General features: G+C 58.1%; 14 protein-coding genes and 1 pseudogene. 6 read left to right on the plus strand and 9 right to left on the minus strand.

All coding sequences use genetic code 11. The annotated features are described in order from the left end of the window. The first annotated feature begins 6 nt into the window (after nt 1-6). From AVCA_RS24515 to AVCA_RS24525, 5 genes are all read left to right on the plus strand, one after another. Nucleotides 7-3,555, plus strand: coding sequence for a glycosyltransferase (locus tag AVCA_RS24515; protein ID WP_012700228.1), 3,549 nt, complete (start codon nt 7-9; stop codon nt 3,553-3,555). After that, complete coding sequence (locus AVCA_RS24520; protein WP_012700229.1) at nt 3,555-5,393, plus strand: HAD family hydrolase; 1,839 nt, start codon at nt 3,555-3,557, stop codon at nt 5,391-5,393. Before AVCA_RS24515 ends, AVCA_RS24520 begins: the two co-directional genes overlap by 1 nt. 136 nt (nt 5,394-5,529) lie before the next feature. Further along, nucleotides 5,530-7,725: a DUF7657 domain-containing protein gene (locus AVCA_RS07310; protein WP_012700230.1), complete on the plus strand. Its 2,196-nt coding sequence runs from the start codon at nt 5,530-5,532 to the stop codon at nt 7,723-7,725. Nucleotides 7,726-7,736: 11 nt separating this feature from the next. Continuing rightward, nucleotides 7,737-8,705, plus strand: coding sequence for a glycosyltransferase (locus AVCA_RS07315; RefSeq protein WP_012700231.1), 969 nt, complete (start codon nt 7,737-7,739; stop codon nt 8,703-8,705). Beyond that, nucleotides 8,689-9,081, plus strand: a complete 393-nt coding sequence (locus tag AVCA_RS24525; protein ID WP_061289262.1) for a GtrA family protein — start codon at nt 8,689-8,691, stop codon at nt 9,079-9,081. Before AVCA_RS07315 ends, AVCA_RS24525 begins: the two co-directional genes overlap by 17 nt. Before the next feature lie 158 nt (nt 9,082-9,239). Here the strand turns inward: AVCA_RS24525 and AVCA_RS07325 are convergent, their stop codons facing one another. Then, nucleotides 9,240-10,283 (minus strand): acyltransferase family protein, encoded by a 1,044-nt coding sequence (locus tag AVCA_RS07325; RefSeq protein ID WP_012700233.1) that lies wholly within the window; start codon nt 10,281-10,283, stop codon nt 9,240-9,242. A 257-nt stretch (nt 10,284-10,540) separates the two neighbouring features. Next, complete coding sequence (locus AVCA_RS07330; RefSeq protein WP_236616357.1) at nt 10,541-11,902, minus strand: hypothetical protein; 1,362 nt, start codon at nt 11,900-11,902, stop codon at nt 10,541-10,543. Nucleotides 11,903-12,436: 534 nt separating this feature from the next. Here AVCA_RS07330 and AVCA_RS27225 point away from each other — a divergent pair. Then, nucleotides 12,437-12,895 (plus strand): annotated as a pseudogene (locus tag AVCA_RS27225) (REP-associated tyrosine transposase). Nucleotides 12,896-13,022: 127 nt separating this feature from the next. Here the strand turns inward: AVCA_RS27225 and AVCA_RS07345 are convergent. The 7 genes from AVCA_RS07345 to AVCA_RS07375 all read right to left on the minus strand — a co-directional run bounded on the left by AVCA_RS07345 (nt 13,023) and on the right by AVCA_RS07375 (nt 19,579). Next, nucleotides 13,023-15,281, minus strand: a complete 2,259-nt coding sequence (locus AVCA_RS07345; RefSeq protein ID WP_012700237.1) for a type II secretion system protein D — start codon at nt 15,279-15,281, stop codon at nt 13,023-13,025. Further along, the gene (locus tag AVCA_RS07350) at nt 15,278-15,799 is read right to left on the minus strand and encodes a hypothetical protein (RefSeq protein ID WP_012700238.1); all 522 of its coding nucleotides are present in this window, start codon (nt 15,797-15,799) and stop codon (nt 15,278-15,280) included. Before AVCA_RS07350 ends, AVCA_RS07345 begins: the two co-directional genes overlap by 4 nt. Further along, nucleotides 15,796-16,386 (minus strand): GspMb/PilO family protein, encoded by a 591-nt coding sequence (locus tag AVCA_RS07355; protein WP_012700239.1) that lies wholly within the window; start codon nt 16,384-16,386, stop codon nt 15,796-15,798. Before AVCA_RS07355 ends, AVCA_RS07350 begins: the two co-directional genes overlap by 4 nt. Next, nucleotides 16,383-17,408 (minus strand): hypothetical protein, encoded by a 1,026-nt coding sequence (locus tag AVCA_RS07360; RefSeq protein WP_236616358.1) that lies wholly within the window; start codon nt 17,406-17,408, stop codon nt 16,383-16,385. Before AVCA_RS07360 ends, AVCA_RS07355 begins: the two co-directional genes overlap by 4 nt. Beyond that, a complete protein-coding gene (locus AVCA_RS07365) occupies nt 17,314-18,348 on the minus strand; it encodes a type II secretion system minor pseudopilin (protein ID WP_012700241.1) in 1,035 nt (344 codons plus the stop codon). Before AVCA_RS07365 ends, AVCA_RS07360 begins: the two co-directional genes overlap by 95 nt. Next, a complete protein-coding gene (locus AVCA_RS07370; protein ID WP_012700242.1) occupies nt 18,348-18,959 on the minus strand; it encodes a PulJ/GspJ family protein in 612 nt (203 codons plus the stop codon). The genes AVCA_RS07365 and AVCA_RS07370 overlap by 1 nt, the downstream gene beginning before the upstream one ends. 173 nt (nt 18,960-19,132) lie before the next feature. Continuing rightward, entirely contained in the window at nt 19,133-19,579 is a 447-nt protein-coding gene (locus AVCA_RS07375; protein WP_012700243.1) for a type IV pilus modification PilV family protein, read from the minus strand.

Below are 19,579 nucleotides of genomic sequence, written 5' to 3' on the forward strand. Positions count from 1 at the left end.
AGGTGTATGGAGCAGAAAAATATAGTTGTCGTACTGGGCATGCATCGAAGCGGTACTTCTGTAATCACGCGAGGTCTGCAGGCGCTGGGTGTTCAGCTTGGTACCCGCTTGATGCCGGCAGCACCCGGAAACAATGAAAAGGGTTTCTGGGAGGATATGGATGTCAATGCACTCAACATCGAGTTGCTCGCTGCCCTGGGCCAGGACTGGCATACCCTGACACCTTTGCTGCCGGAGCATTTGAACCCTTCGGTTCTCGACTCCTTCAAACTGCAAGCCGTGCAATTGTTGAGGGAAAAGTTATCCGGTGTCGAAAGTTTTGGTCTGAAGGACCCCCGGATCGCCAGGCTGCTGCCATTCTGGACGAGCATATTTGCCCATCTGGATGTTCAGGTTCGCTATGTGGTCGCCTGCCGCCATCCTATGAGTGTGGCTCGCTCGCTGGCCAAGCGTGATGGTTTCGCCTTGGAAAAAGCCTATCAGTTATGGCTGGAACACATGCTGGCAAGCTTGGCGGGAACGCAAAATCGTCCTCGGGTCGTTGTCGACTATGACCTTCTCATGGAAGAGCCTGCCGTTCAGTTGCAGCGGATCGCGCAAGCACTGGATCTTGAGTTCGACGCGGACAGTCAGGCTTTTGCCGAGTACAAGGAAGAATTCTTGGAGGAAGGACTCCGGCATAGCCGTTTCGCAGCGGCCGATCTGTGTCTGGACAAAGCAGCTTCTCCGCAGGTGGAGGAGTTGTACGACGCTCTGCTGCAGATGGCCAGTGATCGGATAGCCCCCGATATACAAGAGGTAGAAGGGCTTATTGCGGCGTTGTCCGAGGAGTTACAGCGGAGTTATTCGCTGCTGCATTACACCGATCTATGCGAGATACGGATTGGCGAATTCACCAGTCAAGTGGCTATTCAAGAAAGACAAATAGCCGATGGTAACGCGCAGGTTGATACCTTGAATCAGACCATTGCCGAGCGCGAAGGTCAGATTCACACGCTGAATCAGTTAGTGGCAGAAAGGGATGGGCAAATTGGCGGTCTGAACGGGATTGTCGCCGAGCGCGATGGCCAGATTCATACATTGAATCAGGTAATCTTGGAAAGGGAAGGGCAGATTGGTGACCTGAACGAGGTTATCGCCGAGGGCAACGGCCAGATCCATGCGCTGAATCAGGTAATCGCAGAAAAGGAAGAGCAGGTTGGTAGCCTGAACGGGGTTTTAGCCGAGCGCGATGGTCAAATTCGTATATTGAATCAGGTAATCGCAGAAAGGGAAGAACAGATTGACGGCTTGAATAGGATTGTCGTCGAGCGTGATGACCAGATTCATGCGTTGGATCAGGTAATCGCCGAAAGGGAAGGGCAGATTGGCGGCTTGAATAGGATTGTCGCCGAGCACAATGGCCAGATTCATGCGTTGAATCGGATAGTCTCGGAAAGGGAAGGGCAGATTGGCGGCCTGAACGAGGTAGTTGCCGGGCGTGATAGCCATATTCAAGAGCTGAGTCGGATTGTGCATGAGCGAGATATCCAGATTGCCGCCATGCAGGAAATACAGTATGCCCTACACAACTCCAGAAGTTGGCGTATCACTGCTCCTTTGCGTCGTGCCAACCATCTGAGACGCAAGGTTGTGGACGTTAAAGCTATCGCCTGTCGCCGGCTACGAGATGAGTCTTTATCGACTCTTCTGAAAAAGACGTTGGGAATCTTGCGTCGGGAAGGACTGAATGGGCTAAGAGCGAGAATTCGCCATCAGCATTATCTGTCGACACTAGCCCCTGCGACTCCTGCACCGCAGCTCTCACCAACTCCTCCCTCCGCGGGAAATATGACCTCCATACCTATGGCCATTGTGCGCCATTCTGGGGGACGCTACGAATTGGCCGCTACCTCTAAAGGCTATACCTATATCGAGCCACAGCGGCCTGCCGACTTGGGAGCCCGACTCGCAATTCTCGACATTACGCCTTTGTTCTCGATCGTGGTACCTGCCTATAACACCAGCTCAGAACTACTGGATGCCGTACTCTCTTCAGTACGGGCCCAGTGGTATCCTCACTGGGAGCTTATTTTGGTTGACGACGCCAGCCCTTCCGAAGAAACTCGGCGGGCATTGGCCGAGATAGACGATCCGAAAATCAGGGTTCTGCACCTGGAGAGCAATAAAGGTATTTCCGGTGCCACCAATGTAGGCTTGGCTGCCGCTCAAGGCGAGTTCATCGTGTTCATGGATCACGATGACGAACTAACCGTCGATTGCTTGTATGAGTTGGCATTATGCATCAATCGCGACCAGCCGGATTTTATCTATAGTGATGAGGATAAACTTACCGAGGAAGGGGAATATACCCAGCCACATTTCAAGCCGGATTGGTCTCCCGATACCATGATGAGCACCATGTTCACCTGCCATGTATCTTGCGTGCGTCGCAGTCTGTTGAGCAAAGTGGGTGAACTGCGTTCGGAGTTTGATGGCTGTCAGGATTGGGATTTTATCTTGCGTGTCGTCGAGCATACGAATCGTATAAGTCATATTCCGAAGGTTCTTTATCATTGGCGAATAATTCCGGCTTCCGTCGCATCCGATATCTCCGCCAAGCCTTATGTACTTGAAGCGTCCCGGCGTGTTCGACTGGATGCGTTGGAGCGTCGAGGCCTCAAAGGGAGTATAGAGCCGGTAGCTCAAGTTCCAGGATATTTTCGTGTCAACTATCACCTGCAAGGTTCGCCCCTGATTTCGATTATCATTCCTAGTCGGGATAATGGTTCGGTTCTTCGCCGTTGTCTGGATTCCATCCAGGAAAAAAGTAGCTATCGGAATTTTGAAATCATCATCCTTGATAATGGTTCTGTTGAGGCTTCGACTGTTGCTTATCTGAAGGAGTTGCAAGAAAAAGGGGTAGCGCAGATTATTCGTCATGATGCTCCATTCAATTTCTCCGAGCTTAATAATATCGGTGCCAGGACTGCTGGTGGCGAATTGCTGTTGTTCCTCAACGATGATACCGAAGTGCTTTGCAATGACTGGCTGGAGCGCATGGGAGGGTATGCTCAGTTAGTACATATTGGTGCTGTAGGGGCCAAATTGCTTTACCCGGATAGCTCTGAAATCCAACATGCGGGTGTCCTCAATTTGGCGAATGGCCCTGTTCATGCGTTCCTGCGTCATCATAGTGAGCGCCCAGGCTATTTTATGCGTAATTTGTTGGAGTACAACTGGCTGGCAGTCACTGGCGCCTGCTTGATGATGGAGGCTTATAAGTTCAATGAGTTGGGGGGCTTCGATGAAACCCTGCCGGTTGCTTATAACGATATTGAGTTGTGTATAAGAGCTGTTGAGAAGGGCTATTATAATGTGGTGTGTCAATCAGTGACTCTGATCCATCATGAGTCGGTCAGTCGAGGCCTTGATCATGTCGATCCTGTAAAATTCGCACGTTTACAGAGAGAGCTTCGGCGTCTTTATGATATGCATCCCATGTTTTTTCAATATGATCCTTTCTATAATCCGAACTTGCATCCAAATGGGATTAATTTTGAGGTGGCTTTATAATGGAGGATATTGCCAATGATTATTGCGATATGCCCAGCTTGGCTGCTCTACGCTTCTCGCTTGACGTTGCCGATGATCTTCAGCAACTGATTACAAGTGCTACAGCGATCTCCTTCGATTTTTTTGACACTCTTTTCGTTCGCCCTCTTGCCCATCCCGAGGATGCTTTCGATGTCCTTGGCTGTCAATTCGATATCCCGGATTTCCGGGCTATGCGGCGTGCAGCGCAGGCCGAGGCCTTTCGCCGGATGCTGGCTTCCGGGCGAAAAGAAATCACGCTTGAGAATATCTATGCCTGTTTTGCAGAAACAAGCACTCCCGCCGATGTATTGATGCGTGCTGAGTATGAGTTGGAGCGGGCATTGATAGAGCCAAACCCGGAATTGTTTCCGCTGTTCCGTATGCTACTCGACAGTGGCAAGCCTGTGGTCATTACCTCGGATATGTATCTGTCTGTCGACTTCTTTCGTGACGTACTTAGGCCACATGGGCTGGAGCACGTGCCGCTGTTCATATCTGCGGATTGCAATGCGACCAAGCGCGATGCCGGTGAGCTCTTTGACATTCTAGCAAGTAGATTGGGCGTACGCACAAAGGAAATTTTGCATATCGGTGATAATGAAATGGCCGATGTGCAGCGGCCGCGTGAGAAAGGACTGATGGCTTTCCATTATCAGTCAAAACACTTACGCAGCATCAAGAAAGGGAGGTCACTCGCAGCCTCCATCGGTCATGGCCTGTTACAGACACGAGCTCGTGATATCGAGCCGAACTCCTATGTGGAACTCGGTTTTCTTTATGGTGGAGCTGCAATTCTTGGGTTTCTCGAGTGGATCAAGGAGCGTACCCATCAGGATGGTATCGATCATGTACTTTTCTTGTCTCGCGATGGCTATTCGCTTGAGCGTATAGCCCGGGCTCAGGAGGATTGCGGATTACCCGATTTTTGTTATTTCCTGGGCTCGCGCACAGCTTATACGCTGGCCTCCATTACAGCCGATAATTTCAGTCAGTTTTTCCCATTTTTGCTCTCGGGAGGAGACGGCTTAGCACCATATGAGCTTCTTGAGCGCATTGGCGTACAGCCGCCATCGCAGCAGATCATGGCAGAGTTAGGGTTGGGAACTGATGTGCGCGTATGCCCGGCTCTTTATGAGAAAGTTTGTGGCTTCCTATACGGTTATCGTTGGGAAATTCTGAAAGTTTGCCAGCGTAACCGTCGAGCATTATATCAATATCTCAAACAAGTCGGTCTACAGCCAGGAAGTCGGGTAGCTTTGGTGGATGTAGGATGGAGTGGCACAACCCAGGAAGCATTTGAGCAAGCGATTCGTCCTCTGATGAGTCTGGAGGTATTCGGATATTATTTTTGCTTGGCGGATACACCCGAACGCCTCCGGCGCGAGCAGACTCAACGCATGTCGGCTATGGTTACGGCTGCCAATACTTCCGCTGCAACTGTTGCCGGAATTTATGCTAACCGCGTAGCAGTGGAGCTGTTTTTCTCTGCGCCGCATCACTCTGTAATTGGTTTGCAAGTCGGTACAAAAGCTATTGAGCCAGTTCTGGATAGTGGGCGTGGTGATACTGGCAATATGCAGCAGATCGCTAGAGAGGTAAGCAAAGGTATAGAACTTTATGCCGAGCAATATGCCGCAATACAGCGTAGGTTGAACTTTAAAGAATCTCCGATGCAGATTATTCTTCCTTTGATTGAATTGATTGCACATGAAGATAAAGCCACTCATGATTTGTTGAATAAGATCAAGAATTTTGATGCGTGGGGGAGTTCACGCAATCATAACCTGAGTCTGACTGACTATTTATCTTCCGCTTGATGTTGTCCTTAGGGTTAGGCGCTGATTTTTGCCCAGCGTCTGTCTTCAAGGATCACTAGATTATTCGGCTGATTCAAAAAGATTTTTTGTGGAGGTTTCTCAGGTCTGATCCGAATCATAGTTGAGATGGAATTACATGAAAAAAAAGTATTTATATTTGCTGGCTATTCTATGTTGTGGGGTAATTTATGTCTCACAATGCTGGTCGCCTTCATCGTATGGTTTGGTACTGCGCCAAATTGGTGTTGAGGATACTGGTATTGTTTTTGGTGAGCCGCGGCCCATTCGCTCTGATGAGTGGGGGGTAGTAACACCCTTTACCCAGGCAACCGTCAATAACGATTTCGAGCGCTATAATAAGACATCCTTTTATGGCGAGGATTTGCGAATAAATTATGGGCTGCCGATCTTCGATTGGGGGTTGTTGTTCAAGCCTAGCATGTGGGGGTATTTGATTCTCGCCCCTGAATATGCCTATTCGCTGCACTGGTTCGTGATGCTGGCCGCCTTTATCGTCGGCTATGCATTGTTGTTCGAAAAGCTGGGGCTCGGACGCGCGCAGGCATTGCTCCTTTCGGTCTGCCTCTATTTCACCGGCTTTACTCAATTCTGGTGGAACGAGAAGGGGCCGATCTTTGCGATATTCCCTTGGGTAGTGCTGGTTCTACTTTCCCGCTTTTCCGTTGCCGCTCGGCTCGGACTTTTCTACTGGTTGGGAACAACCTGGCTGCTGACCAATTTCTATCCCCCTCTTATTATATCCTTGGCTTTTGTCGGTGTACTTCTCGTACTGGCTCTCGGCCGCGACTGGTTAACTCCCCTGAGGCTTCTGCCGTTGATGCTCGCTTCTGCCGCTGCGTCGATAACGGCGGTTCTATATTTGAAGGACTATTTGCTCAGGTCGGCCTCGACGATTTATCCAGGTATGCGTAGCATGGTAGGTGGTTCGGTGCCCTGGCAGGAGTGGTGGACGCAGTTTTTTCCCTTCGCAACCTTCGATTGGCGTTATGAAAGTGTTATTACTGGGCAGAATATTTGTGAGGTTGGTGTAGCCGGTTCGGCTATCATTCTCATGGTAATTTGTTTTTTGAATTACCAAAAACTTCGTGACGTAGTTTTCGAGAGAGGGACGGTCCGCTTTTCTCTCATCGTGCTCGGGGTCGGCTATCTCCTGATGACGGCCTGGATGCTGTTGCCGCTGCCTGCCTGGCTGGGACGTTTGCTGCTGTGGAACAGTGTCCAGCCGGAGCGCATGGAATATGCGGCCGGTTTCGTTCTGCTGATGTTCGTGGCTATCCTGGGCAAGGTAGTCGGAGTGCGGGTAACCACCGGGCGATTCGCCGTCTATCTGGTACTGGTCGTTTCGGGCTGGCTGCTGATCAAGGGCGACTCCTTCAGGTTCGATGCCGGTACGATGCTGCGCCTCAGTAATGATCTGGTCGTCATACCCGTGCTCGCCACAGTTCTATTTTTCAACCGCCGGTGGCGAATTGATCAATACACGATATTGATCATTGCTGCGGCGATCAGCAGCACTATAGTGCTGTTCGGCTTCAATCCAATCCAGTCGTCGAAGAGTTTCTTTGTGAGACACGATACGAATTTCATCAAAGAGCTCGATTCGGAAGTCCAGGGGACGCTCGGCTCACTGGTATTTAGTGACATGCCTGGAGCCACGTTGAATGGTCTGGGCTATGCTTCCGTATCGCATGTTACACCTATACCTATGCTGGAGTTCTGGCGCAAAAAATATTCGGATATGAAGGAAGAGGATTTTTTAGCTATTTTCAACCGATATGCGCATATTCGTTTGATTCCGGAGAAAGCACCGAGGTTGCTTCAGGCTGATGCCATTGGCGTTCCGATGGCTGATTTCCGGAGAGACTGGGTTGAGATATCCGTTTCTACTACTGGTGATGCAGCCCCTTTATGGCTTCAACAAAGCCAAAAGATGTCTGGTGAAATTTTCCCAGATCGCTCTGGCGTCGTTCAGATGATTAGTGTTTTCATTGGCAATGGAAATAATAGCTCGGATGGAGTATTGAGTCTAAAAGTATGTGGAGCAGCGGGCTGCACCGATGCTTCCCGGAAGCTTGCTGAATCAATCGACAATGCTTTCCTGCGTTTCAATCTTACTTCTCCAATCTCTGTGGAAAAGGATCAACCGGTCCGCTATGAGTTTTATTGGGAGCATGGACAGAAACCGGTAGCCTTCTGGACCTATCCCAAAGTATCCGGGCAGGTCACTATCCAAGTAAATGGTGTACCAGGCTCTTTGGTGCCGCGATTCCGGCTCAGATATAATTCCGATGAGAGTCTTTCCGCAAAATGAGGGGATTGGGAATGCTGTATCGCGGTCAACGGATTGCCTTGACAGTTCCTTGCTACAACGAAGAGGTAGCGATTGGTTCTGTCATCAGAGAGTTTCGTGCCGCCATGCCGGAACTCGAAATCTATGTATTCGACAATAACTCTTCGGACAAGACTGCGGAGGTGGCAAAGGCGGAAGGGGCAAGCGTCATCTTCGTACCTTTGAAAGGCAAGGGTAATGTGGTGAGACGCATGTTTGCCGATGTCGAGGCGGATGTCTATGTGATGGTGGACGGCGATGCCACGTATGACGCCAGGTCGGTCGTCAGGCTGGTCGACAAATTGCTGGACGAACGGCTCGACATGGTGGTCGGCTGCAGGAAGGTCGATATGTCCACTGCCGGGCAGGCTTATCGAAATGGCCATCAGTGGGGAAACCGCATGCTGACACAGAGTGTCGTGCGTACCTTCGGCGGGGGCTTCACGGACATGCTCTCGGGATATCGGGCCTTTTCGCGCCGCTACGCCAAATCCTTTCCGGCATTGTCCCAGGGTTTCGAGACGGAAACGGAGCTGACCGTGCATGCCCTAGAGTTGCGGATGCCCTACGGCGAGATCATGACGCCCTATGGGGCGCGGCCGGAGGGTTCGGTCAGCAAGCTGTCCACCTATCGGGATGGCTGGCGCATTCTGACGACCATCGGGCGGCTTTATGTCAGTGAGCGTCCATTGGCTTTCTTCGGTATTTGTGCGGCCGTTCTGGCAGCAGTCTCGGTGCTGATTTCGCTTCCCTTGCTGGACGAGTATTTGCGAGCCGGAGTCGTACCTCGACTACCTACTGCCATATTGTCGGCCTCCATGATGGTGTCGGCATTGCTGGCATTTTCGTGTGGCCTGATTCTGGACAATGTGACTCGCGGTCGGCACGAAATGAAACGCTTGTCCTATCTCGCGATACCGGCACCCAGCGTACAGGACAGGCCCCATGAAAATCCTTCGTGAGATCGTATTGTTCGGTGTGAGTGGCGCTTTCGGCTTCCTTGTCGACACTGCGGTCCTATATATGCTCAAAGGCCCGATCGGGCCTTTTTATGGGCGGATTTTTTCGTTCCTGGCCGCAGTGCTTACCACCTGGCTGTTGAATCGATACTTCACGTTTCGCGAGCGGAAATCCGGTTTGTCGACGAGGCGAGAGTTCGTGGCCTATCTGCTGCTGATGCTCATAGGCGGAGGGGTCAACTATGGAGTCTATGCATGGTTGATCGTTTCCAGTCCGTTCGCGAGCCAGTATCCGGTCGTGGGGGTAGCTGCAGGCAGTCTGGCCGGAATGTTCGTCAATCTGGTCAATTCGCGTTATCTGCTCTATCGATTTTGCTAGACGGTTGGTGCTGCATGGACAGTTCGTGTTTGAAAGCACTCCATGAATGCGTGGCAAGTGTTCGTCCTGTCGGTCTGTCGGAGCGGCTACCTTCGCTCGGGGCGAGTCCTTGCATGGCCCGAATGGTCTTTTCAGCGGCAGGGTAGTAGAAGCCGGGCCTATTGCTGCAGATATCGTGGTTTCCGTATTCGCGCCATTAACCGTTTGCGCAAGTTTTCTAGAGGTCGTTCGGCTAGATAGTGGCCGGCGGCTCCTGCGGCGATGGACAGGAAAATACCGATCAGAAAGGTAGCCATGTGCCCTGGCCAATGCCCGGCAAGCGTCATCAGTATCAGCCAGTGGAACAGGTAGGTGGAGTAGCTGAAGATACCGAGAAAGGCCAGTGGGCGACTGCAGAGCAGGCGGCCGGCGAGGCCATGGCCTTCCAGTAGCAAGCCAGTGAAGCATGCCCACATCAGGCCAAGATACAGATGCTTATCCAGCAGGTCATCGCTCAACGGTGTGTTGAATAGCCACAGGCGGCTGCCGGGTAAAGCCAGTAGCAGGATGAGCAAAGTGAATAGAGCGAAAGGCGTGGCCAGGCGTATGCGGGGCAGGCTGCGCAGGTATGGCAGCAGCAGGGCTGCGAGAATTCCGAACAGGAACGAAGGCAAATACCAGCGAGTATCCGCCGAGTTTTCCGGTGTTTGCCAGTAAGGCCAGACGGATTGCTGCAGAACCAGCAAGGTGGTGCCGGCGAGCAGTATGGCGGCGTTGCCGAGGCGGCGTTTCAAGCATAGCCCGGCCCAAGCCAAAGGAGGGAGTAGCAAGTAGAACTTGAACTCCACCGGAATGGTCCAGAGATGGATAAAACCTTGTTCGAAAGTCAGAGCGGCATGCAATTGGTCGGTATTTTGAATGCCCATGCCAGCCCAGTAGTAGAGCAGGCATGCCAGGGTGAACAGCGGCAGGATGCGCAGGATGCGACCAAGAGCGTAATCCAGCAAGCTGACGGCAGTGAAACCGCGCTGTTGCAGGCGAAGAGTGAGCAGGAAGGCGCTGAGCACGAAGAACAGCCAGACCCCGTACTTGCCGCCTCCTCGTAGTAAGGGAAACGCCTCGGGCCAGCAGAAGCTTATGCCGTGCATGACCAGAACGATCAAGCAGGCAAGACCGCGGATGCCGTCGGCAGCGGGTAAGGGCTGAGGGTGCGGATTGGGCATGGTGTTTTTGTGTTTTGGTCGTGTGAGTCGGCGGGGTTCCGCCGTAGATCGCCCAGAGGATATCTCGAATGGCTCGTCATCTATCCTGGCGGCCGGGAAAAGACCGGAGGCTACGGGGCGGAGCGCCAGAAACGTTTTTTGTCACGCTGGTATTGTTCGTCTCTTCCATTTTGTGGTGAAACGGCAAAGAAAAAGGGCAGCTTCGAAGCTGCCCTTTTTCCGCAAGATCACTTCCAAATCGGATTTGGATATCGGATTTAGAAAGTGGCGAAGCTGTTGGCGTCCTTGGATACGGTGTAGGTCTGGACGTCCAGGCTCGGCACTTCGCCTTCGACCACCAGGCGCAGCTTGCCTTGGCCGCTCAGGGCGAAGCCTTTGGCGACGGCGGCGGCATAAATGTCGTCGATGCGCATCTGGGTGGTGGAGGCGCGCGCGGCCAGTTCGGCCGGCTGACCTTCCACGTCGCTCAGGGCCAGGGAGGCAGTGCTGCCGTCGTCGGCGATCACGGTGATGAAGAACTTGCCGGCCAGGCTGGAGGTGTTGCTGATGCGGACGAAGTTGTCGTAGACGCCGCCTTCGCTCTTCGGCTTCAGGCTGAGGTTGACCTCCTTGGAGTCGCCGTTTTTCTCCAGCGAGCCCAGAGCACCGCCGGAAATATCCGTTGCCGAGGAGTTGGTAGCGGCGGTCAGATCCAAGCTGGTGGTGAAACCGCTCGGGGAAATCGCGTCGGTTTCGTTGGTGATGAAAGTGATGGGACCCGAGCCAATAACGCTTGCGGCGTTAGCAAACGGGAAGGTGGCGGTGGTTGCAGTGAGATTGTCAGGGTCGATGGAGCTCCCTGCCAACTGGACATCAGTCGCCGAAGAGAAATCACCGCTGATGACGATGGAGTTGGCATTGGCAGTATCGGAAAGCAGGTCCTCAGCTTCCGTTGCCAGACCATCCGTCCACAGCACGGCGGAGTCGAGAGCAACTTCCACCGTACCAAGGTCAGTCTCGTTACCCGTGGTGAAGAGCTTGGACTCTTGAGCGACATCGATCTTGCCGATGGCAGCGTTCGGAGTCGCCTTGAAACTCAAGGCCTTGGCGAAGCTGATCACAGAACCGCTCTTGCTGGCGAGAACCGCATCGCTACCTGCCAGGGCGGCTACGCCGGTTTCGTACAGGCGATACTGAAGCGTGACGTTGGCGGCGGACTTGGCCAGGATCTTCGGACTGAAGTTGAGCTCTTGCTCGTTATCCATGTCGCCGCCAGCAGCAAGTGGCGTGATTTCGAAGATCACGTATTTCTTGTTGGTGCTATCCACTGCGGAAACTTGGACGCTGTACTCGGTGTCGATGGTCAGGCCGGCGGCAACCAAGTCGGCCGCTGCGACGTTGCTGGTATCGAACTCTGCGCCCGTGATGTCGAAGCGGACATAGCGAACGTTGCCAGCGGTGATCGAGAAGCCGGTTTCGACATCGACTGTTTCCCCTGCCGGCAGAGTCAGCTCAGTCCCGTCGGTAGTGTCGAATTTGATTTCGGAAGCGTACTTGAGGGCCGAATCGGTACCCAGTTCAAAAGCGAAGGCATTGGCGCTCAGAGCGGCGACGGCCAGGGCGAGCAGGGATTTTTTCATCATTACGGAGTAACTCCAAGTGAGCGTGGTGACCCGAAGGCTATCGGGCTGGTCCTTTACACCGGGGGCCTGTTCCTGCCGCGCCCTTTCCGGATGGGCGGGTGGCTGGCCAGCCAGGCGGGTCTCTGTACAGAGGTAACCGCAAGCGATAGTAGCCAATAGATATCAAAGTGCAAGTATAGGGCCGGTATTTTGTTGTGAATAAAGTCGGGAGTTGCCTTGGATCAATGGCAGGAATCGCTGCTGGATGGCCGGCGAAAGGTGCAATATTCGTGATTTTTCGTGCCGTTTCGCCAGATGGAGCCAGGGAGGCCCCGATTTTGAGGCGCGATGGTGGGCAGGCGTTTTGTACGGATTAAGACAAAATAGTGACATCGAATTGAAATCAAAATGCCATTCTCGCGAGGTGGCGAAGGCGGGCTCCTGGCTGGGGCGGGTAAAAGCAATCGTGAACGAGTTCGCTCCTACGGGGGATGATCTGTAGGCTGGTCCGTGTCGATCGAAGCATCGATCCGTGGCGACCGAGGCAATGGAATGCCGGATACCGGATTTCCACATGCTGCCGATCTGCGGCGCGGGCGTTTTTCCGAGCCGGAGTCGTCCTTACCTGATCACCACTGTCACTCGAGGTCGCAAGCCGGTCTTTCGGCATTTCGGCGCCGGGCGTCTGTTGGTCGACGAAATGCGCCTGAGCGAACGGGATTCGCTGGTCGAATCCTCGCCGGGGTGATCATGCCGGACCATCTGCACCGGTTGCTGGCGTTGCGCAGCGGTTCGTTGGCCACACTTCTCAAGCGGATCAAGGCTCGCAGCGCCCAGGCCATCAACCGGGAGTTCGGCCTGAGCGGGCAGCTCCGGCAATGTGCTTATCATGATCGCGCCATGCGCCGGGACGACGACCTGCAGGCGATGGCCCGTTATGTCGTCGCCAATCCCCTGTGTGCCGAGTTGATCCCGAAACTGGCGGACTATCCGCTACGGGATGCGGTGTGACTGTGAACAACTCCGCTGGAGAACGGACTCATTCGCGATCGCGGATGGATCCGCTCCTGCAGGGCAGTCATGACCTGTGCTCGCGGGGGCTATTTGCTCCTGCATATGCGCGTCGGCGCCGTCAGGTTCAGGGGCGATGCGCGGGGGCTGGTGGGGTTTCCGTGGCATGGGGGGCATAGGCCGGCGGCAGGCGATGGTCGCCGCGGCGTTCGAGGCTGTCGCTGTTGTTCAGCGACAACTGCTCACGGTAGGTGCGGCTGAGGTCCTGGGCCTCGTCGAAGTCGCGGACGACGTAGGGGATGATCATCACGATCAGTTCGGTGCGCGTCTCGCTGTTGCTCTGCGACTTGAACAGGTTGCCGATCCAGGGGAGGTCGCCGAGCAGCGGTACGCCATTGTCGCCTTTGCCCTTGCTGCTGGAGATCAGTCCGGCGAGCATCACCGAGCCGCCGTCGCGCAGGGTGAGGGCGGTTTCCACCCGGCGGTTGTTGATGATCGGGGTGAGGGTATCGCCGGTGCCGGTATCGGTGCTTTCGGAAAGCTCCTGGCTGATCTTCAGGTCGACCACGCCGCTGGCCTGCACGGTGGGCTTGATGTTGAGCAGCACGCCGGTCTTGCGGTACTGCACGGTCTGGGTGATGGGCGCGTTGTCGGTGTCGGTGGACTGGGTGGTGCCGGTGACCACGGGAATCTCGTTGCCGACCTCGATGGTCGCCTCCTCGCCGCTGCGCACCATCAGCTTGGGACTGGAGCGGATCACCGCCTGGTTGTTGTCGTAGAAGGCGTTGAGGGTGGCCTTGGTCTGCCCGGCGCTGTTCAGGGCGCTGATGTTCAGGCCGCTCGAACCTATGCCGTTGGCGGTGCCGAAGATCAGTTGCTTGCTGCCGAGGCTACCGGTGATGTTCTGCCAGTCGACGCCGAGGCCTTCCCTGTCGTTGAGGTTCACCTCGGCGAGCAGCACGTCGATTATCACCGAGGGCACCGGACGGTCCAGTTCTTCCAGGAGCGGGCGCAGCTTCAGCCATTCCTGGCCGCTGCCTTTGTAGATGATGGCGTTGCGGTTGGCGTCGACCACCACGCTGCCCTGTTCGGGGTTGCCGGCGATGCTGGTCGGGGCGCTGGCGCGGGCGTTCGCGCCGGTGCCGGTGACGCTGCGGATCGGTCCGCTGGTGGCCAGGCTTTCGCCAGTGGAGGCGCCGGTGGGGGTGACGGTGTTGCTGGTGTTGAGGCCGGTGTCCGGGATGGTCGCGCTGTAGCCGAGGGCGCCGAGCATGCTGGCGATGCCGGCGGCCTGGGTGTTGCGCACCTGGTAGAGGAACAGGCCGTTCTCCACCTGTTCCTGGCTCTGGCGGTCGAGCAGTTCGACCCACTGGCGGGCGGTGGCGAGGATCGCCGGGTCGGCGGCGAAGACGATCAGGCGCTGCAGCTCCTTGAGCTTGAGCACGACGACGCCACCGAGCGGTGGGTTCTCCGATACGTCGTAACCCTCGGCCTGGAGCACCTTGACCAGCGCCGTGCCGAGTTCGTCGGCCGAGGCGTAGACGGGGCTGATGGCCAGGCTGTGGCTACCCTTGAGGGCTGGCCGGTCGAACAGTTCGATGGCCTGGCTGGCCTGGCGGATGAGATCGATGGGGCCGCGCAGCATCACCGCATTGCTCAGCGGGTCGCTACTGACCTTCAGGCTGCTGCCGGCGAACATGTCCTTGAGCCAGGCGACCATGGAGTCGCTGCGCACCACGCGCATGGGGATCTGCTGGAACACGGGGCGGTGCGACATGGGCACCTCGGGCAGGGCGCCACCGCTGACCAGCAGGGGCAGGCTGTCGTTGGGGGCGTTCTGGGCGGACTGGAAGAACAGCACGCCTTCGCGTTCGGTGACGGCGACGCCGTATTCGGAGAGCACGAAGCGGGCGGTGGCGAAGAGGTCGGCCGGTGTCTGCGGTTCGCTCAGGCGCAGGGAGATCAGGTCGGTCTTGCCCTGCAGTTCCGGACTGATGCCGAAGGACAGGCCGAGGCGGTTGCCGAACACCTCGTTGATGAAGGCCGGCAGCGGGAAGTTGTTCAGGTTGAGGGTGATCGGCTCGCCGGTGAGGTCCTGGCCGAGCTTGTCGGCGCTGGCGACGACGTAGCTCGGCCCCTGCTGAAGATGCTGGCCGGGCGTCGTCTGGAAGCGCGGGATCTTGGGTGCCTGTTCGCCTCGCACCGCTTCGGCCCGCAGGGTGCTTTCGCCGGCTTCCTGGCGCATCGGCGGGCGCAGCGGGCCGGGCAGGGGCTCCGGGTTGGGGTCGATGGCGCAACCGGCCAGCAGCAGGCTCAGGGCGAGCGGGCCGAGGGAGTGGCGCGGGAGGCGCCGGGCAGGCGGTGCGGGACGTGTACGGCGAGTCATTCGCGGGTCTCGGTGTTTGCGGTGGCCCGCGGGGTGTCCACCGGGGCGGTCGGGGCGTCGATGGGGTCGGGATAGAGGGGCAGCGTCCCTGTCTGCCCATCGGTGTCCTGCCAATGCAGGCGAGTCGCTTCGATGCGGCTGATCCGGCGCCGTTCGTCGAGCGCATCGCCGGGCGCCAGGGTGCGGATGTTGCGCTGCGGGTCCTGGAGCAGGGCGCTGTGGCGGCGGCCCTGGCCGATCACGCCGATCAGGGTCCAGGCCTGGTGCACGCCCTTGCCGGCAGCCGCCGCCGCTTCGGCGCCCGCGGCGGCCTGTTTCGGGTCGGCCGGGGTCCTGCCGGGCCAGAAGGTGGCCAACTCGGCAGGGAGGGTGGGCTGCCGGCGTTCGAGGGGCGCGGGCCAGTTCCAGGGATCGTCGCCGGCCGATGTCGCCGGCGGGGCAGGCAGCGGCCACAGGTAGCCGATCAGTGGCAGGCCGGGTAGCAGGGCGAGGGTGGGCAGCAGAGGGCGGAGCTTCACGGCGCACTCCAGGGAGCGTACCAGACGGTGGCGATCAGCGAGAAAACCAGGTGCTTGCCCTGCTGTGCCTGCACGTTGAGGCTGTCGATGCGGTAGCCGGGGCTGCCCGCCTCCATGGCGGCGATCAGGTTGTAGAGCTGTTCGCCCTGGGCGTTGCCGGCCAGGCGCAGTTGCAGGGGGATCAGGCGGCTGTCGGGATCGGCCTTGCCGGCGGTGGAGACCTCGATGCGGATCTGCTCCAGGCGCTGGCGTTCGAGCAGGGCCTTGGCATTCGCCTGGATGTCGGCGCGGGCGAAGGCTTCGCTGTCGGCGCTGCCGAACAGGGCCTTGCGCTGGTTTTCGAGCTGCGCGCGGGCCTGTTCCAGGCGTTCGACCCAGGCGTCCTGGCTGGCCAGTTGGTGGGCATCGAGCAGTTCTGCGTGGAGATCGGCGATGGCGGCATGCAATTCGTGACGGCTGTCGCCGAGCAGCAGATTCAGGTAGAGCAGGGCGATCAGCGGGATGGCCATCAGCCCGAGGCGCAGGCGCGGGTTGGCGGCCAGTTGCGCGCGACTTTTCGCCCATTCCTGTTGCCACCATTCCTTCATTGGCGGACGGACCTGTCCGGCAGAGGGATGGCCTGGAGCGTGACCATGTCGTTGCGCGCTTCGGGCTGCACCTGCACGCCGCCGAGCAGGCCGGTGGCATCCAGGCGCTTGACGTAGTCGCGTGGGTCGGGACTGGGATCGCGCAGGAAGATCTGCAACCGGCCGGGCTGGTAGTCGTAGCGTTGCCAGAGGCCGGCCGAGGGCGGCAGGGCTTGGCCGAGCCGGGCGATCAGTTCGCTCTGGCTGCCCTGCAGCAGATCCCGGCGGGTCTGCCAGAGCTGGCGATCCTGCAAGGCGCGGCGGCGCGCCTGGGCTTGTAGCTGGTTGTCTTCTTCGAGACCGGCGAGCTGTTCCCGCAGGTCGTGCCGCTGCCGATTCAGATCCAGCCAGGCGCCGCCCTGCAACAGCAGGCCGACGAGCAGCAGCGCGGTGCAGGCGACGAAGGCGAGTTGCTGGAGCAGTTGGCGGTCGGCGGCCTGCAGGGGGGTACGCTGCACCGGATCGAGTCGCAGGAGGTTGTCGCCGCTCTCGGGAGTGGCGTGCCAGCGGCTGTCGATCAATTGCCGGTTCTGCCAGCGCTGCCACTCCTGGTCGTGCAGGCCGGCGACCAGGCGTTCGCCCTCGTGCAGCGGAAAGTCCAGGCTGAGCGCGGAATCGGGCAGGGTGCTGTAGCGGTCGCTGGCCGGCAGACGCTGGCGCAGGGCTGCCTGGTCCCAGATCCACAGTTGGGCGCGTGCGTCCTGCCAGCAGGCGTAGTGTCCCGGTTCGGCGAAAGGGGAAAGCAGCAGCAACTGCTGGCGCAGGGCCTGGTCGCGCTTGCCGGCGGGGATCTTGTCGAAGTTCAGGCTGAAGTGCAGGCACAGGCCGCGCGACAGCAGAACGCGCGGACGCAGGCCCGGATAGGGCTGCTGCCGGATGCTGTCGCGGTCAATCGTCCATTGCTGGCTCGAACAGCGGCGGAAAAGCCAGTGATAGAGGCGCTGTGGAAGGCTGCCGCAGACTGAAAACGAAGGTGTAATCAATTTCCCACGGGGCGAGTCTGGAGGCGGGCGTGGATGATAGCCCAAGCCATAATGGCTGTCTGCCTTCATCGGCCCAGAGCTGGATACGCAGGAATGACGAGGCCTGGCTGGGCGTTCCCAGCGGATCGAGCGGAATAATGCGGCCGAGACGCTGGTTGGCTTCGGCGAGGTCGACGAAGGGACGCTTGCGCCGTTCGTCGGCGAGCGCCTGGGCGAGTGCGTCATCGATGCCGGAGATGGTTCGCAGGACTTCCCGGGGCGCCGTGTTGATGTTGTGCAACTGGCCGCTACGGGGGGTGATCAGCGGCAGCAGCCGGAGGAGGTCATCTTGCAGGGCGGCGCCGTCGAGCAGGTTGAAGACTTGCCCGGGGCTGATCATCAGGCGCTGCGGCGGTGGGGGAAGGCCCTGGCTGGCGTAGTCGTTGGAGACGGCACCGTTGAGGCGGCGCAGGTCGTCCCGGTCGGTGTAGTCCTGCAACTGGTCGAGGAAACGTTCGGCCTGCTGCAGGCTCAGGCCGTGCTGCTGGAAAAGTGCGCTCCAGCGCTCGCGGTCGGGGTCGAGCAGGCTGAGCAGCGAGCCTTCGTCCTGCAAGACGAAGCGGCTGCTGCCGAGGCCTTGATAGACCTGGCCATCGACCTTGAGGTGCGGTAGTGCGCCGATGTCCGGGATATCCTGGCCGCGGGAAAAGGGGTCGTCGTTGTCGGCCCGGCTGGCGGGTGCCTGCAGCAGATAGGCGTTCTGTACCCGCGGACGGGTTGCGATGATATGCAGCAGGGTGGCCAGGGTGGCTTCGCTGTCGAGTTTGCCCTGCAGGCGTTCGCGCAACCGGTAGGTCTGTTCCATGCGCTGCTCGGCGTAACCGGCGATGAAGGCGGCGACCAGGGAGAGCACCGTCAGCAGGCCGAGCACGGCGATGAGAGCGAAGCCTTTTTGTTTCATCAGAGATCCCGGTAGTCGAGGCGCGGGAAGGTGCGTCCGGGCAGGTTGGCGTACCAGCGCAGCGGCGGTTCTCCGGGCGGGGTGATCTGCAGCAGGATGGCGCCGGGTATTTGCCCGTCCGTCTGCTCCGCCGCTTCGGGCCAGCGTTCCGCGGGTCCGCCCTGCAGCGAGCGGTAGACGAACTGACCCTGGCTGCCGGCCGGCCAGGTGGCGATCACCCATTGCAACTGGCCGGGCTGGCTGTAGGTGAGTTGCAGGCGGCCGCCGATGCCTTCCTCCAGTCGCCAGGCGAAGAAGCTGACCTGCCCGGGAAGGCCGAGCAGGGGACGGTGGGTGACGCCTTCCAGACTCCGGCCGTCGCCCCGGAACTGGCGTGGCGGGTCGAGTTCGGCCTGGGTACCGGCGAGGGTCGCGGCGAACCAGCCGTAGCCGAGTTCGAGGGGGATGCTGTCGAGCTGCCGGCGCTGGACCCGTTCGTAGAGACTCAAGGCATTGCCGAAGCCCTGCATGAGCAGGCTGCCGATCAGGGCGAGCAGGGTCATGACGACCAGCAGTTCGAGCAGGGTCATGCCACGCTGGCGGGAGGGAAAGCGGAAGGCGAGGGCAGCCATTTCAAGATCTCCGGCCGAGTATCGTCGGCCGCTTGTCGGCAAGGGTTGTGGTGGCGGATTCAGCCATGATTGGCGACGAAGACCGGAGCATCGCGAACAGGTTCGTTCCTGCCAAAGCGCCATCGACCTCTTCGGACAGGGGAGGCTCTGCGAGACCTCGACGGGAGTGGGTTTCAGAGGCCATCGGTAGGGTCGGGCAGTCCGGGCTTCAGCCGGTAGTTGACGATGCGGGTATACAGGGGGGGCAGGCTGCGTGTTGTCGAGCGGGCGGTCAGGCTGACGGCGTAGAGCGAGAGCAGGAAGTTGCTGCCGCCATATTCGGGGCTGCGGGTGCTGTCGGCTTCCAGGGCGCTGGCCCGCCAGTCGACGCTGATGGTGCCGGACTCGAAGGTGCCGGTGGGACGCCGGGCCAGATCGACGGTTTTCAGGTACTGCATGGCGCTTTCGATCGCCGGGCCGGCATCGATATAGAGTTCGGCGCGTTGCAGTTGCGTCAGGCTGGTATTGATCCAGGCGAACAGGGCCATGCAGGCACCGGCGAGGATGACCAGGGCGACGATGGCTTCGAGCAGGGAAAAGCCCCGTTGTCGTTTCGGCACCGGCTGACGGCAGGCAGGCAT

This window comes from Azotobacter vinelandii CA, from assembly GCF_000380335.1.
GTDB classification, from domain to species: Bacteria; Pseudomonadota; Gammaproteobacteria; order Pseudomonadales; family Pseudomonadaceae; genus Azotobacter; species Azotobacter vinelandii.

What these genes read in the sequence shown, in the direction of transcription:
- AVCA_RS24515 (WP_012700228.1), top strand. Translation starts at nt 7, where the DNA reads ATGGAGCAGAAAAATATAGTTGTCGTACTGGGCATGCATCGAAGCGGT.
- AVCA_RS24520 (WP_012700229.1), top strand. Translation starts at nt 3,555, where the DNA reads ATGGAGGATATTGCCAATGATTATTGCGATATGCCCAGCTTGGCTGCT.
- AVCA_RS07310 (WP_012700230.1), top strand. Translation starts at nt 5,530, where the DNA reads ATGAAAAAAAAGTATTTATATTTGCTGGCTATTCTATGTTGTGGGGTA.
- AVCA_RS07315 (WP_012700231.1), top strand. Translation starts at nt 7,737, where the DNA reads ATGCTGTATCGCGGTCAACGGATTGCCTTGACAGTTCCTTGCTACAAC.
- AVCA_RS24525 (WP_061289262.1), top strand. Translation starts at nt 8,689, where the DNA reads ATGAAAATCCTTCGTGAGATCGTATTGTTCGGTGTGAGTGGCGCTTTC.
- AVCA_RS07325 (WP_012700233.1), bottom strand. Translation starts at nt 10,283, where the DNA reads ATGCCCAATCCGCACCCTCAGCCCTTACCCGCTGCCGACGGCATCCGC.
- AVCA_RS07330 (WP_236616357.1), bottom strand. Translation starts at nt 11,902, where the DNA reads ATGAAAAAATCCCTGCTCGCCCTGGCCGTCGCCGCTCTGAGCGCCAAT.
- AVCA_RS07345 (WP_012700237.1), bottom strand. Translation starts at nt 15,281, where the DNA reads ATGACTCGCCGTACACGTCCCGCACCGCCTGCCCGGCGCCTCCCGCGC.
- AVCA_RS07355 (WP_012700239.1), bottom strand. Translation starts at nt 16,386, where the DNA reads ATGAAGGAATGGTGGCAACAGGAATGGGCGAAAAGTCGCGCGCAACTG.
- AVCA_RS07365 (WP_012700241.1), bottom strand. Translation starts at nt 18,348, where the DNA reads ATGAAACAAAAAGGCTTCGCTCTCATCGCCGTGCTCGGCCTGCTGACG.
- AVCA_RS07370 (WP_012700242.1), bottom strand. Translation starts at nt 18,959, where the DNA reads ATGGCTGCCCTCGCCTTCCGCTTTCCCTCCCGCCAGCGTGGCATGACC.
- AVCA_RS07375 (WP_012700243.1), bottom strand. Translation starts at nt 19,579, where the DNA reads ATGCCTGCCTGCCGTCAGCCGGTGCCGAAACGACAACGGGGCTTTTCC.